General features: G+C 54.8%; 9 protein-coding genes and 4 pseudogenes. 7 read left to right on the top strand and 6 right to left on the bottom strand.

The window, feature by feature from the left end; all coding sequences use genetic code 11:
- The first annotated feature begins 1 nt into the window (after position 1).
- The 3 genes and pseudogenes from HDE78_RS05005 (at position 2) to HDE78_RS21220 (ending at position 1,784) form a co-directional block, all read left to right on the top strand.
- Positions 2 to 862 (top strand): NAD-dependent epimerase/dehydratase family protein, encoded by an 861-nt coding sequence (locus HDE78_RS05005; RefSeq protein WP_179477416.1) that lies wholly within the window; start codon positions 2 to 4, stop codon positions 860 to 862.
- A 146-nt stretch (positions 863 to 1,008) separates the two neighbouring features.
- Positions 1,009 to 1,261, top strand: a pseudogene (locus HDE78_RS05010) (transposase); the annotation flags it as partial.
- A gap of 76 nt (positions 1,262 to 1,337) precedes the next feature.
- Positions 1,338 to 1,784 (top strand): helix-turn-helix domain-containing protein, encoded by a 447-nt coding sequence (locus tag HDE78_RS21220; RefSeq protein ID WP_345776034.1) that lies wholly within the window; start codon positions 1,338 to 1,340, stop codon positions 1,782 to 1,784.
- 23 nt (positions 1,785 to 1,807) lie between these two features.
- Here the strand turns inward: HDE78_RS21220 and HDE78_RS05020 are convergent.
- Positions 1,808 to 2,951 (bottom strand): annotated as a pseudogene (locus HDE78_RS05020) (IS3 family transposase).
- A gap of 75 nt (positions 2,952 to 3,026) precedes the next feature.
- Between HDE78_RS05020 and HDE78_RS20995 the strand changes: the two are divergent.
- From HDE78_RS20995 to HDE78_RS05040, 3 genes and pseudogenes are all read left to right on the top strand, one after another.
- Positions 3,027 to 3,609 (top strand): annotated as a pseudogene (locus HDE78_RS20995) (IS30 family transposase); the annotation flags it as partial.
- Positions 3,610 to 3,615: 6 nt separating this feature from the next.
- Positions 3,616 to 4,496 (top strand): annotated as a pseudogene (locus HDE78_RS05035) (IS3 family transposase); the annotation flags it as partial.
- A gap of 475 nt (positions 4,497 to 4,971) precedes the next feature.
- Positions 4,972 to 6,486: an oligosaccharide flippase family protein gene (locus HDE78_RS05040; RefSeq protein ID WP_179477419.1), complete on the top strand. Its 1,515-nt coding sequence runs from the start codon at positions 4,972 to 4,974 to the stop codon at positions 6,484 to 6,486.
- A 17-nt stretch (positions 6,487 to 6,503) separates the two neighbouring features.
- Here the strand turns inward: HDE78_RS05040 and HDE78_RS05045 are convergent, their stop codons facing one another.
- From HDE78_RS05045 to HDE78_RS05065, 5 genes are all read right to left on the bottom strand, one after another.
- Complete coding sequence (locus HDE78_RS05045; RefSeq protein ID WP_179477420.1) at positions 6,504 to 7,544, bottom strand: glycosyltransferase family 2 protein; 1,041 nt, start codon at positions 7,542 to 7,544, stop codon at positions 6,504 to 6,506.
- On the bottom strand, positions 7,541 to 8,578 hold the full coding sequence (locus HDE78_RS05050; protein WP_179477421.1) for a glycosyltransferase family 4 protein: 1,038 nt from the start codon (positions 8,576 to 8,578) through the stop codon (positions 7,541 to 7,543). Before HDE78_RS05050 ends, HDE78_RS05045 begins: the two co-directional genes overlap by 4 nt.
- The gene (locus HDE78_RS05055) at positions 8,575 to 9,336 is read right to left on the bottom strand and encodes a class I SAM-dependent methyltransferase (RefSeq protein WP_255457633.1); all 762 of its coding nucleotides are present in this window, start codon (positions 9,334 to 9,336) and stop codon (positions 8,575 to 8,577) included. Before HDE78_RS05055 ends, HDE78_RS05050 begins: the two co-directional genes overlap by 4 nt.
- A 69-nt stretch (positions 9,337 to 9,405) precedes the next feature.
- The gene (locus HDE78_RS05060) at positions 9,406 to 10,641 is read right to left on the bottom strand and encodes a glycosyltransferase (protein WP_345776029.1); all 1,236 of its coding nucleotides are present in this window, start codon (positions 10,639 to 10,641) and stop codon (positions 9,406 to 9,408) included.
- Entirely contained in the window at positions 10,631 to 11,485 is an 855-nt protein-coding gene (locus HDE78_RS05065; RefSeq protein WP_179477422.1) for a glycosyltransferase family 2 protein, read from the bottom strand. Before HDE78_RS05065 ends, HDE78_RS05060 begins: the two co-directional genes overlap by 11 nt.
- 327 nt (positions 11,486 to 11,812) lie before the next feature.
- On the opposite strand from HDE78_RS05065, the gene pilB reads away from it, so the two are divergent.
- Entirely contained in the window at positions 11,813 to 13,534 is a 1,722-nt protein-coding gene (gene pilB, locus HDE78_RS05070) for a type IV-A pilus assembly ATPase PilB (protein WP_179477423.1), read from the top strand.
- The last annotated feature ends 72 nt before the right edge of the window (positions 13,535 to 13,606 follow it).

The following is a 13,606-nucleotide window of genomic DNA, read 5'->3' on the forward strand; positions in this document are numbered from 1 at the left end:
AATGCGAGTTGCCGTCACCGGCGCCAGCGGATTCGTCGGGCAGCACGTGCTGCATGAATTGCAGTCGCGCGACCTTGAAATCGTAGCCATCAGCCGAACAACGGCAGGCCCGGCCTTCGACAACGGTCGCATTGAATTCGTGCAAATGGATATCGCCGAAGCACATGCCAATCCAATCGAAAAAATGGGCTCACCTGATGTGCTCATTCATCTCGCATGGGATGGCTTGCCCAACTACCAGTCCCCTGCACATATGGAAATCGAGCTTCCAAGGCAACGTCGCTTTCTTACGTCTTGTCTGGACTCTGGACTGGAGAGGCTGGTCGTGACTGGCACCTGCTTCGAATACGGAAGACTCTCGGGAGAAATTTTCGAGTATATGCCTGCAAATCCATGTACTCAGTACGGTGCAGCCAAAGATGCCCTCCATAATCACCTGAAAGCTTGTAAAACCAACCACGCTTACCAGCTATCCTGGTTGCGACTTTTCTACTTGTTTGGACCAGGTCAGTCTAAAGCCTCTCTGTACTCCCTTTTGATGAACGCCATACATCGAGGCGATACGGATTTCGACATGTCCGGCGGAGAACAAATAAGAGACTTTCTACCCATCGAAGAAGCGGCGCGGGCGATCGTGGATTTGGCCATGTACCCATCAGAAGTGGGAACCGTTAATGTGTGCAGTGGAAAACCCACCAGCGTTCGCAAACTCGTCGAGGAATGGATTCGAGCAAGCAAGTCACATATCAACATGAAACTGGGTTGTATTCCTTACTCTGATATTGAGCCGATGCACTTTTGGGGAAATTGCTCGAAGCTTAATCGTATCCTGAAAAATAGTTCCCAGAATTTGAGGCGCTGACCAAAAATATTTTCAGAGATTGTATCTGCTGTCTTTTCTTACAATTGGATCGACCAGCCTTTCGTAGACATCCGGACGCCATAATTGGACTGCCCAGGGAATCGTAAGCACTTCTAGCCTATGATTTGAGCATAGGGGGAAGTCCCCTGAGCAAACCGCGATTTACCCCGGAATTTAAAGAAGAAGCCGTTCGGCAAATCATCGATCGCAAGTATTCCGTCGCCGAAGTGTCCGCACGATGGGGCGTATCGGCGCCATAGCCTTTACACGTGGGTCAAGGCCGTCGCTCCCGACAAGAGCGAGAAGCAAGCCAGTGAATGACTTGAGACCAAGAGCGAGCTGTTACGATTGCGTGCCCAGTTGCGCCGCTTCGAGGAGGAACACGACATCCTAAAAAAGGCCGTGGCACGTTCAACCGGTCGATGCAATATCATCCATGTAATTGGAACTTGGAGATGCAGCATCTATGGCACGTATGGGAAGGCCAGGGCTCTCGGATGACCAGAAGATAGAACTTTGGCGGCGATGGAAGGATGGTCAGAATCTAAGTGAGATCGGCTTGGCGTTGTGTCGTCACGCCGGCTCGATTCACGGCGTCCTATCAGCGCGAGGCGGCATCGCACCGTCGGCCCGGCGGCGCAGTGCGTTTGCTCTCACGCTCGCGGAACGAGAGGAAATTTCTCGGGGCTTGGTCGCGGGCCAATCGATCCGAAGCCTCGCTGCTTCTCTGGGGCGATCGGCGTCCACCGTGAGTCGAGAGATTGCTGGAAATGGGGGCGCCAAGATTTACCGTGCCTCAGAAGCAGAAGAGGCAGCGTGGAAGCGCGCTCTGCGGCCGAAAATGTGTCGACTGGCTTTGCTGCCTCGATTGCGGCAAGTAGTTGCCACTAGGCTAGCTGAGCAATGGTCGCCCGACCATTGAATCGCCCAGAGTTCCATAGACACTTAGGACCCTCGTTGCGCGTAGCGCCTCTCGAACTCTACAGGGGACAAATCACCACAGGAACCGTGGCGGCGTTTCGGGTTGTAGAACATTTCGATGTAGTCAAACACATCGGCCCGCGCAGCATCTTTGGTCAAGTAGATCCGCCGTCTGATCCGCTCGCGCTTGAGCAGGCCGAAGAAGCTTTCCACGGGCGCGTTGTCGTGGCAGTTGCCGCGACGGCTCATGCTGCACACAAGAGCATGCGCCGTCAGGAAGCTCTGCCAGTCATCGCTGGTGTAGACCGACCCTTGGTCCGAGTGAATCAGGGCACCGAGTTTAGGCTTGCGCCGCCAGACCGCAGAAAGCAGCGCCTGCACGACCAGGTCGGCGTCCGCCCTATCACGCATTGCCCAGCCGATGACTTGCCGCGAAACAGGTCGAGCACGACCGCCAGATACATCCAGCCCTCATGGGTCCGGATGAACGTGAAGTCACTGGCCCAGACAGTATTCGGTACAGCGACATCGAACTGCCGATCCAGCACGTTGGTGGCCGCTGTGCACTCTGGCCCGCCATGGAAACGCGGCTTGCGTCCATAACCCACCTGCGCTCGCAAGCCTTCGGCACGCATCAGGCGATGCACGCGATGCCGACTACAGCGCTCGCCCAGATCCCGCAGATCCTTGGTCACCTTGCGATGCCCGTAGACGCTGCCGCTGGCCAGCCATTGATGCTTGATCAGCCCGAGCCGGCGCTCGTCCTCCGTCGCCCGGTCACTCATCGGCGACTGCAGCCATGCGTAGTCGCCTGCGCGATTCACCTTCAGCACTCGACACATCGCGCACAGCCGGAACTCCCGGCCGTGCGCCTGCATGAACGCGTACTTTGCCTTTACCCCTTGGCAAAGTACGCCGCAGCCTTTTTTAGGATGTCACGCTCCTCGGTCACCCGCCGAAGCTCCGCTCTTAGACGCCGAACTTCGGCGCTCTGGTCGATTTGCGCTTGCTGCACGATGCCCGGTTTGCCGAACTTGCGACGCCACTCGTACAGGCTGTGTGTGGTGACCCCGAGTCGCTCGGCGACGTCCGCCACTTTGAAGCCCCGATCCGTCACTTGACGCACCGCCTCCACCTTGAACTCATCCGTATATCGCTTGCTGCTCAGAGACACCTCCGATCAGACCATTTTCCATGGCCCTGAGATGTCTAGGAAACTCTTGGCGATTCACTCATCGGCCATCTGCGATCGCGACGAATGATGCGGCGTTCGAAAACCTCAACCACAAAAGGTCAGCCACGTGGCCGCATCATTGATGCGATCTCGATTCGCGATCGCCCACATGAGGTCGAAGGCAGTGCCATTCCTGGTCACTGGGAGGGAGATCTACTATCAGGCGCCAAGAACAGTCACATCGTTACGCTGGTCGAGCGAAGAACACGATTCACCATGCTTGTGAAAGTCACCGGAAAAGACACCGGAAGCGTGGTAAAGGCATTGATCCAGCAAATCCGTAATTGCCTGCAGAGCTACGAAAGTCGCTGACCTGGGACCGCGATGGGAGCTGGCAAGTCACAAAGCACTTACTGCTGCTACCGGCGTTCAAGTGTATTTTTGCGACCCGCAGAGTCCTTGGCAGCGCGGAACCAACGAAAACACAAATCGGCTCCTCCGGCAGTATTTTCCTGACAGCACGAACCTATCAGTCTTCAGCCAAGATGACCTGAATCGGGTTGCTCTTCGTCTGAACCGGAGACCACGAAAAAATCTTGGATATCAAACTCCGGTAACGTGGTTCGGCAATGCCGTTGCATCGACCGGTTGAACGTGCCGCACGGTCCTTTGCCAAGGAACCTGAGTGAAGTACCGTTTTATCAACGATCACCGGCATGAATTCCGGATGGCCACGATGTGCCGCGTGCTGCATGTGACGCGCAGTGGCTTCTATCAATGGGTGCATAAGCTGATGTCCGACCGGGACATCGAAGACCAGCGTTTGTTAGGCGTCATTCGTGAGTCCTATGTCGCTAGCGGCGGCGTCTACGGGGAACGTCGTGTCTTGGGCGACCTGCGCAAAGCGGGCGAATCGTGCAGCAAACATCGGGTCGCCAAGATCATGCGTAGCCACAAAATCAAGGCGATTCGCGGCTATAAGGCACCTCGCCGTATCGTTGGACGCCCATCGATCATTGCGCCCAATCGCTTGCAGCGACCATTCACCGTCGACGCGCCCGATCATGCATGGGTCACGGACATTACCTACCTTCGAACCTGGCAGGGTTGGCTCTATCTGGCCGTGGTGATCGATCTGCATTCGCGCAAAGTGATCGGTTGGTCGATGAAGCCGACATTGGCACGCGAACTGGCTCTGGATGCCTTGCTGATGGCATTGAGTCGTCGTCAACCCTCGCAGCCTGTAATCGTGCACTGCGATCAAGGCTCACAGTACGGCAACGATGATTGGCAGCGGTTCTGTCGTTCGCACGGATTGCAGCCGAGCATGAGTCGCCGTGGCAACTGTTGGGATAATGCCGTGGCCGAATCGTTCTTTAGCAGTTTGAGGAAGGAGCGTATCTGCAAGCGCGTCTACAAACCCGCGATCTGGCGCGTGCCGATGTCTTCGATTACATCGAGGTCTTCTACAATCGAACTCGTCGTCACAGCCGTCTGGGTGGCGTCAGCCCCGAGGCCTTCGAACAGGCCTCACTGTGAGGCTGCGAAGTGTCTTCATTCCCTGAGCAGTCCAAATCGATGAACCAAGAGCACCCTGTGTCACATAGAATCGATATAATTCTGGAGTGATAAATCGGGCCTCATCGTTTATTACGTGCATCAGCTCGCTGTAAGCGACGATCGAGTACTGGTGATTCTCGACTTCAATCACACATGGCCACATATCGGCGGATATTAGAAGGGTATATCCCCTCAGCATTTCCGGGTGGTTATTGCAACTTATTTGACCATGTAACCGGCAATCTACAGAACTCTATTTTTCCGGATCACTCCTCGAAAAAGGGTAAGGATCAAAAGATGGCAGCGCCGGAATGTCTACGGCACCTGCAGATTGAAAAGTGACCAGACAAAGACGGACGCCGTTGCCATTCAAAATTGACGTAGCAATGGTAAAAAAGCTGCTCACTACGGCACCCCTACGGGCTATCTGAGACGGATGTAATTCATTTTTTCTATGACAGCTCTGCGTACCAATATCCTAGCCAATTATGCCGGGCAGATCTGGATGGCGCTGATGGGGGTGGCATTTGTACCACTTTATATTCGTGCTCTTGGCATGGAGTCATTCGGACTGGTAGGTCTGATGCTGAGCATTCAGGCACTTTCCACGCTTTTCGACCTTGGCATGGGTGGCGTACTCAACCGAGAGCTTGCGCGCCGCTTCCACGGCACCAGATTAGATCAAACTTCAGCTGATTTGATTCGCACTTTCGAATGGCTGGTTTGGCCAATTGCCGGACTGTTGGCCATCATCATATGGCTTGGCAGCGAGCCACTGGCAAATCACTGGCTCCACCCAGATCACCTTACCCGTCACGACACCGCCCGTGCTATCGCTATCATGGGACTTGCCGTAGCGTTGCAATGGCCGAGCAGCTTCTACACAAATGGGTTGTCTGGATTGGAAAGACAGCCAGCATTGAATCTGATCAATGCCGGCTTCGCCACGCTTCGCGGAGCTGGCGTCTTGGCGGTGCTCTTCTGGGTATCGCCAACCATCATTGCGTTTATGTGGTGGTACGCGGCGGTAGGTGCAGCCCAATCGCTGACCGCAGCTTCGGTGTTGTGGCGCCTGCTGCCTGCCGATAATAAGTCCCAAGCCAAATTTCGCTTGAAAGAGATACATTCAACCGGTCGTTTCGCGGGCGGCCTGTTAGCGATCATGGCTTTATCGGTGACGTTGATACAGCTCGACCGGATCGTACTTTCCGCCATGCGACCCTTGGTGGAACTGGGCTATTTCAGCCTGGCAATGAGCGTAGCCGCTGGGATGGGCAGGATGATCCAACCCATGTTCAACGCTCTTTACCCTCGTTATACAAGACTGGTTTCATTAGGAAAAGTGGAGGAACTCAATCATTTGTATCATCTTAGCAACCAATGCGTCGCTGTAATGGCCGCTTCCACAGCCGCGGTATTAATGGTCTTTGGCAAAGACGTGATCTTTCTATGGACGGGGGATAACGCGGCAGCAGCAATGCTCGCGTTACCGCTTTCCGTTCTTATAGCCGGAACTGCGCTCAACGGATTGATTAATCTGCCTTACGCTCTGCAACTGGCATCTGGCTGGACGAGACTCACCATCGGGTCCAACTTGGTCGCACTGATTTTTGGACTACCTTTTTGCATATGGGCAGTAAGGCAGGATGGTGTGCTCGGGGCAGCATACCTTTGGTTCACCATCAATTTGGGATTTTTCGCCATCACCGTCCCGTTGATGCATCGTCGCCTGATGCGAGGCGAACTGAGCAAGTGGTATTTTCAGGACATCATTCCGCCCATTATCTCCGCTATCTTTATCACCTTATTGGGCAGATGGTTTTTACCTGCGCTTCAACGCAATATTTTGAGTGCCTTGCTTTTGGGCGCCGTCAGTATAGTCACACTGACAGTTTCGGCACTTTCTGCTCCCATGCTACGTGAGCACATCTACCGGCAGCTGAAAGTACGAATAGGGAGCTCAACATAGGTAGCGCCATTAAGCGCTTACCGGACATCTCGAACCAGATGGCCAAAACGTTTCTGGAGTTCTCTCCGATCGTTCACCAATCGGTTTTCGACCATCCGGTAGTACCTTGTATAGATTCGCTGGAACCAGGGATTCTGCTCGCATGCAGTTGCTATAGCTCTTAGAAGCATTGGGCGCCATAGCTGCCCATAATCCATTTGGAGTGCGCCAGCCGCACCCCGCGCAAAATCGTAGCGGCCGAACGACAAGACATTGGCTCCTCGTCTAAACAACATTCTTTTTGCGTCCTTATGCAGTGCCACAAGAGCTGCTTGCTTTGCAAAATCGCTCAAGCTCTCACTACATTCAATATTACGAAACATTTTTTTCCAGCCTGGCCAGAACGAGGAAAGTGGCTCCGTCGCGCTAAAGGATGCCGCATTAAGCGTAAATACGGCTGATGGATGCTTACGCAGGAAGAACGGATAGGAAGCCGCTGCCCTTAAAACAAAGTCCAGATCAGACGGACCTAATGCTTCCTTATCCGGAAAACCCATAAAGTCCAGAATTTCTCGTCTGAATAAAATACCGTTCCACGAAGGAGCAAGCCCATTCATCATTGCCATCATACCGTCGGCAGGAAGGTACAGTCCTTCCCTTGTCCACTGATTTATACGCGCGTCCCAGATATTTCCCTGTTCGTCGACATTCAGCGTCATACCTGCCCAAAACATTGCATTGGGATGCTTGGCAAGGTCTTCCAAAGCCTGCTGATAGAATCCCGGCAATAAGTAATCATCATCAGAAAATATGGAAAAAAAGGGTGTATCAACACTGCGTAATCCGTACTCGAAATTGGCAGCTGCCCCTATATTCTGCCGATGGCAGTGATAGCTGAGTCGTGACTCACCTTTGGCTAGATCCGCCATTACCGCGCCTGTCTCATCACCTGAGGCATTATCGAAAACGCGAACACTGAGCGAGACCGCAGCTTGATTCAGCACACTAGTTACCGCACGCCGAAGAAGCTTTGGCCGGCGGTAAGTCGGTATGATCGCCGTGATATCCGCGGTGATCACGGCGAACCGATCACTTTGCGATAAATGGCCACGTAATCGTCGACCGCCAACTTTTCTGTAAATACGTTCAACGCCCGCAGTCTCCCAGCACATCCCATACGCTCCAACATCGGCATGTCTTCCGCAAGCTCTTTGCACCGCCACACTAAAGCATTGACGTCGTTTATGGGGACTAGAAAACCGGTCTCTCCGTCAACTACGACATCAGTCAGACCGCTGGTATGAAAGCCCAAGAAAGGCTTTCCGCAAGCCATGCCCTCTAAAGCAGTGTATCCAAAGCCTTCATAACGTGACAAAGAAACAACTGCATCGCAGGTACCATATTCCTCGATCAGCGTGCTCTCGGATACGCGCCCTAACATGCTGATGTTAGCTGGCCTTGAATTATCGTCGCTGCCTCGGAGCCCTCCCGTGCAGCGCAAATCAAACGCCGGCCCCAACTTCTCGGCAAACGCCAACAGCAGGTCACTGCCTTTGCGGCGACTGTGGTTTCCCACCATCAGCAATCTGAACTTTCGGTCGCGAGGCGGCCTGTACGTGGCGGATGGCTTGTACGAATTAGTGTCCACCCAATTATTGATTATCCGAACCGAGGTTAGTCCAAAAACGTCTATTACCGTTTCGCCCACATAGCTTGAAATCGCCGTTACGGCAGCACTTTTCTTTATCGCCAGCGCTTCTCGCCACCGAACGTGCCAGCGGTGATACAACGCCTGCGCGACGGATCGGTAAGGGGCATAGCCCGGGTCATGGACCAAGTGTAGGACCGTAGTCACCACAGGAATCCGCAGCCCTAGAAACACATACGCATTCCAGCTATTGGCGTGGATGATATCGATATCGTCAGGCCGTTGGTGGAGGCGCATGAGTTCCGGCAAGAGTTCATATCGTTTGTTGAACCACTGCACGATAACCTCATGTCCCGCACTGTGAAGTGCCTCGGCGAGTCGCAAAACAAAGACATCGGCGCCACTTTGGGCACGAATGGCAGGGATCCAAATTCGCAACTTGTCCCGTTTACTCTGATCGATCATTGTGGCCAGAACCGATAGATCAGGGTCGGCATGACATTAAGCAGAGGTACCCAAACTCGGTCGGGAAGATTTCGCAGAACATTTAGAACAAAACTTTGCGAATGCTCAATTTCTATAGTAGTGCGCATAGCGTCGATTGAAATATTTTCGTACCCGAAACCTGCCTGCGCTAGAAAGTTCTCAAGCTGGCTCAATTGCAAAGGCTCGCAATCATATCGCTTGCCCTTTCGCATGAGATGAAGATATGGCGTTCGCCATGAACGCGGCATCCAGCTGAGAAATGCGAGTCGGAAATGTGGCTCTATCAGCATCCATCGATTGGGAACTGCGATATAACCGATACCGCCGGTTCGTAGCACCCGATGCAGTTCAGACAAATGATGGCGCTGGGCTTGCTCATCACCAACGTGCTCGATCACGTGATTAGTAACAACAACATCGAACGAATCATTTTCGAATGGCAGAACGGTGCCCATAACCTGCTGATAGTGGTAGCCATCCAGCACAAGCCGATTGTCGTATACGTCGACCGCGTCGACGATACAGCGCATGCGGGGATGAGTACCAAAGTAGTGTGCAATGCCTCCAGACCCCGTCCCAACCTCAAGCACGCGCAACGGCTTGGGAAGATTTTCCAGATCCAATAAGCGTTCAATTTTCAGCCCCTTGAGCTGCCGTGAGCGCATGTCCAGAGCCGCATGGGGCATCCGCAAAGACGAGTCACCTTCGCAATTTTTGTGATGCGGTTGGTCAGTCAAGTTCGAACCTCAGAAACGCCTGAAATTTCATTTTTTCCGTCCCGAAAATACATATTGCAAGACGCAGACCTAGGCTTTGTGCTCGCGCGGACTCACCACGTTTTGGATTATCTCAGAGTAGTTCTCGGCAACAATCGACCAGTCGAACTTTCTGGACAACGCTAATCTCAACCCTTCCTGGGACTGTGGTGTCGGCGGACTTGCAAACAGCGCACAAACCGCGTCGGTGATCGCCGCTACCGAGCCAGCCTCCACAAGAAGTGCTTGGCTCTCGTCAAAAACATCCCTTACGGCTGGCAGATCACTGGCAATGACCGGGCAACCGCAACCGGCAGCCTCCACTGCAACCAGTCCCAGACCTTCTTGATCTCCAGATGGAGTCGAAATGAACGGCGCGACGAACATCGCCGCCCGCCGATAAAACGCCGGCAAATCTTGCTGAGCCATCGCCCCTAGGAATTGCACCTTGGCATGCAATCCCAGACGCCGGACTTGTTCTTTACGCTCATCCGCTTCCGGACCAAAACCGACCACGGTGAGGAACGCCGAAGGATTGACCTGCAAAATGGCTGGCATGGCATCGATCAGATAACGAAGTCCTTTTTTCTCCACGAAACGCCCCACAAATAGAATCTCATTGCGGGAACGTATCAAGGATCCATCGGGTAAAAACCGGCCTTGCAAGTCGACGCCCATCGCCCTTACATGGATCCCTCGCACGTCAGCACCGATATGGGCCAGCTCAGTGCGCATCGCTTCGCTGACAACAGTGACGGCTGCGGCCTTTTTGACGACAAAGCGTTTCAGCTCGTTCAGCAGCTTACCGCGCAGTGCAAACAGATCCGCACCATGGGAGGTCACTAAATATCGGGGTGAATTGCCAGAAAATTTGTTGAGCAACGCAGCTATTAAGCCCTGTGGCAATAGCCAGTGAGCATGCAACACATCTACCTTGGCTCTTCGCGAAAGTCGCCATAGGCGCCATGATTGTCCTAAAACAAATGTCGGCAGCAGCAGCATTTTCCAGCGATGCCGCCGCAAGTTGCTGATGATGCCGCCATCGTTGACCAGTGTTTCAAAACGACGCGGGGCATATCGAAAACGAATAACCTCGACACCATCAAGTATTTCGTGGAATGACGCACCTGGAGAGCTAGGTACCAAGGCAATAACACGGAATCGACTAGTCAGGCGTTTCGCCAATTCGTGCACGAAACCCGGTTCATGATCGTCGGCCCAACGCGGGTAAGTTGATGAAATTACCAGCAGTGTTTTGCGTTTATCCGGTGGCGACTCAGGTGTCACGTCGGTATGTCAAGGCTGTAATTTGCTCGGAAATCAGTCCTATCAGAAAAACAATTACGGCAGCGCTCCACATAAGAGTGCTGCCGTTAGTCAGTCTGCCCTGATGAAGAAAAGTCCAGACATAATTCGCGCAGCCAAGCAGAAAAAACAACGCGCTTGCAGGTACGAATAGCTTCAACGGCGAATACAGCGTAGCGATCTTGAAGATGATCAGCAGAAAGCGCACGCCGTCACGCAGCGGCTTGATATGGCTCTTGCCGATACGCTCGGCCGCCTTGATCGGCACATACGCCACCGCATAGGCGCTGCGAAAAAATGCCATGGTGCTGGTCGTGGGATAGCTGAAGCCGTTCGGCAGCAGATGGATGAATTCGCGGAACTTGTTCGCACGGACGGCGCGAAACCCGGAGGTGAGGTCTAGCACCGAGTGACCGGTCATGCGGGTGGCCAGCCAGTTGTAAAGCGTGTTGGCGAGGCCGCGGCCGACGCCGGCCTGGCTGCTCCAGTCGCGGGCGCCGACCACCATGTCGTAGCCCTGCTCTAGCTGGTTCGTGAGGCGGAGGATATCGGCGGGATCGTGCTGGCCGTCGCCATCCATGAAAACCAGGATTTCGCCAGTGGCAGCGCGGGCACCGCGTTTGATGGCTGCGCCGTTGCCCATCGAATAGGGTGAGGATAGGCATTCAACGCCGTTGCTGCGGCAGATCGCCGACGTGTCGTCGGTGGAACCATCGTCCACCACGATGATTTCGGCATCGGGGTAAGCGGAACGCAGCTTGGGCAGGAGTGCGGCCAGCGCGGGTGCCTCGTTCTTGGCGGGCAGAATGATGCTCAGGTGGTTCAAAGAGGGTCCCCTACATTTATGTGGATGATAGCGTGAAGCGCCAGGGCTTGCGGCACAGTCTCCGGCCACATGTCAGATCGATATTTAAGGCCACCGCGCACTATTGGACGCGCTCAGCCGCTAAAGTAGCCCGCAATGGTCGGCCTGCGGATAAGGCTTCACTGCGGCAAAACGAGCAGTAGCGCGCTTGGATGTCAGCGGCAACAGGGTGGCTCGCCCCACTCTGGCGCCGAGGCTCGAACCCCGCGATATGGGGACAGGATAAAGGATGACCTGACGACCGAACTGCGGTAGATTCAACCACATACGCGCCGGGGGTCAGAAATCATGTCGTCACAATTGCAGCCATCGCTGGTAGGCCTATCCGGCATGGCGCGCCGTTTGGTCTCCGAGGGCGTGTTGCCCGAGGCCGATGTGCGTAAGGCAATGTCGGACAGTATCCAGAACAAGTCCACCCTCGCCTCGTGGCTGCTCGATCACAACCTCGTCGAAAGCATTCAGCTTACGCAGATCGCATCGGCGGAGTTCGGCATGCCGATGATCGATGTCGCATCGCTCAACCCCACCAATATGCCGCTGGACGTGATCAGCGAGGCCCTGATCAGCAAGCATCAGGCGCTGCCGCTGTTCCGTCGCGGCAAGCGGCTGTTTGTGGGCATCGCCGACCCCATGCAGTCGCATGCGCTGGACGAGATCAAGTTCCACTCCAACTGCATGGTGGAGCCGATTCTGGTCGAGCGAAGTTCGCTGACCCGGGTGATCGAAAGCCTGCTCAACAACATGCGGGACACCATGCCCGATCTGGGCGGTGGCGATCTCGAAGGCCTGGACCTCGAAGGCGGCGATGACGAGGCCGAACAAACCGGCATCGACGCCAACGCCAACGACGACGCCCCGGTCGTCAAGTTCATCAACAAAATTCTGGTCGATGCGATTCGTCGCGGCGCCTCGGACATCCATTTCGAACCTTTTGAAACGCAGTACCGGGTGCGTCTGCGCATGGACGGCATGTTGAAGGCCGTCGCGAGCCCGCCGATGAAGATGGCCAATCGCATTTCGTCTCGCCTCAAGGTGATGGCACAGCTCGATATCGCCGAAAAGCGCACGCCGCAAGACGGCCGCATCAAGCTGAACCTGTCCAAGACCCGCGCGATCGACTTTCGCGTGAGCACGTTGCCCACGCTGTTCGGCGAAAAGATCGTGCTGCGTATTCTCGATGGTTCCTCGGCGAAGATCGGCATCGAGAAGCTGGGCTACGAGCCGGATCAGCAGAAGCTATATATCGATGCCATCCACAAGCCTTACGGCATGGTGCTGGTTACCGGCCCGACCGGTTCGGGTAAAACGGTGTCGCTGTACACCGGCCTGAACATGCTCAACACCCCCGAGCGCAATATCTCGACGGTGGAGGACCCGGTCGAAATCCGCGTCGAGGGCATCAATCAGGTGCAGCAGAACGTCAAACGCGGCATGACCTTTGCGAGCGCCTTGCGCTCGTTTCTGCGACAGGATCCGGACGTGATCATGGTCGGCGAAATTCGCGACCTGGAAACGGCCGAAATCGCGATCAAGGCGGCGCAGACCGGCCACATGGTGTTGTCTACGCTGCATACGAACGACGCCGCGCAGACCATCGCGCGCCTGATGAACATGGGTATCGCGCCCTACAACATCACCTCGTCGGTGACCCTGATCATTGCTCAGCGCCTGGCGCGACGTCTGCACGACTGCAAGAAGCCGCAGGACCTGCCGCCGGAAGTGCTGCTCAAAGCCGGCTTTACTCAGGCGGATATCGACTCCGGCATGGTTATCTACGAGGCAGTGGGCTGCGACGGCTGCAACGAAGGCTACAAGGGACGCGTCGGCATCTACCAGGTGATGCCGATGCTCGAGGACATTCAGAAGATCGTGCTCAAGGGCGGTAATGCGCTGCAGATCGCCGAAGTCGCCAAGGCCGCGGGCATCAACGACCTGCGCGCATCGGCCATGTTAAAGGTAAAAAACGGATTCACCAGCCTGGCGGAAATTGATCGGGTGACCAAGGACTAGGTCTTTACTGAAAGACGGATAGCGCGCTTGAGCACGATGTGGATGCGATAAGTACGTTAAATTATGGGGTAA

The organism is Rhodanobacter sp. K2T2 (assembly GCF_013408815.1).
Taxonomy (GTDB): domain Bacteria; phylum Pseudomonadota; class Gammaproteobacteria; order Xanthomonadales; family Rhodanobacteraceae; genus Rhodanobacter.

What these genes read in the sequence shown, in the direction of transcription:
- HDE78_RS05050 (WP_179477421.1), bottom strand. Translation starts at nt 8,578, where the DNA reads ATGATCGATCAGAGTAAACGGGACAAGTTGCGAATTTGGATCCCTGCC.
- pilB (WP_179477423.1), top strand. Translation starts at nt 11,813, where the DNA reads ATGTCGTCACAATTGCAGCCATCGCTGGTAGGCCTATCCGGCATGGCG.
- HDE78_RS21220 (WP_345776034.1), top strand. Translation starts at nt 1,338, where the DNA reads ATGGGAAGGCCAGGGCTCTCGGATGACCAGAAGATAGAACTTTGGCGG.
- HDE78_RS05040 (WP_179477419.1), top strand. Translation starts at nt 4,972, where the DNA reads ATGACAGCTCTGCGTACCAATATCCTAGCCAATTATGCCGGGCAGATC.
- HDE78_RS05005 (WP_179477416.1), top strand. Translation starts at nt 2, where the DNA reads ATGCGAGTTGCCGTCACCGGCGCCAGCGGATTCGTCGGGCAGCACGTG.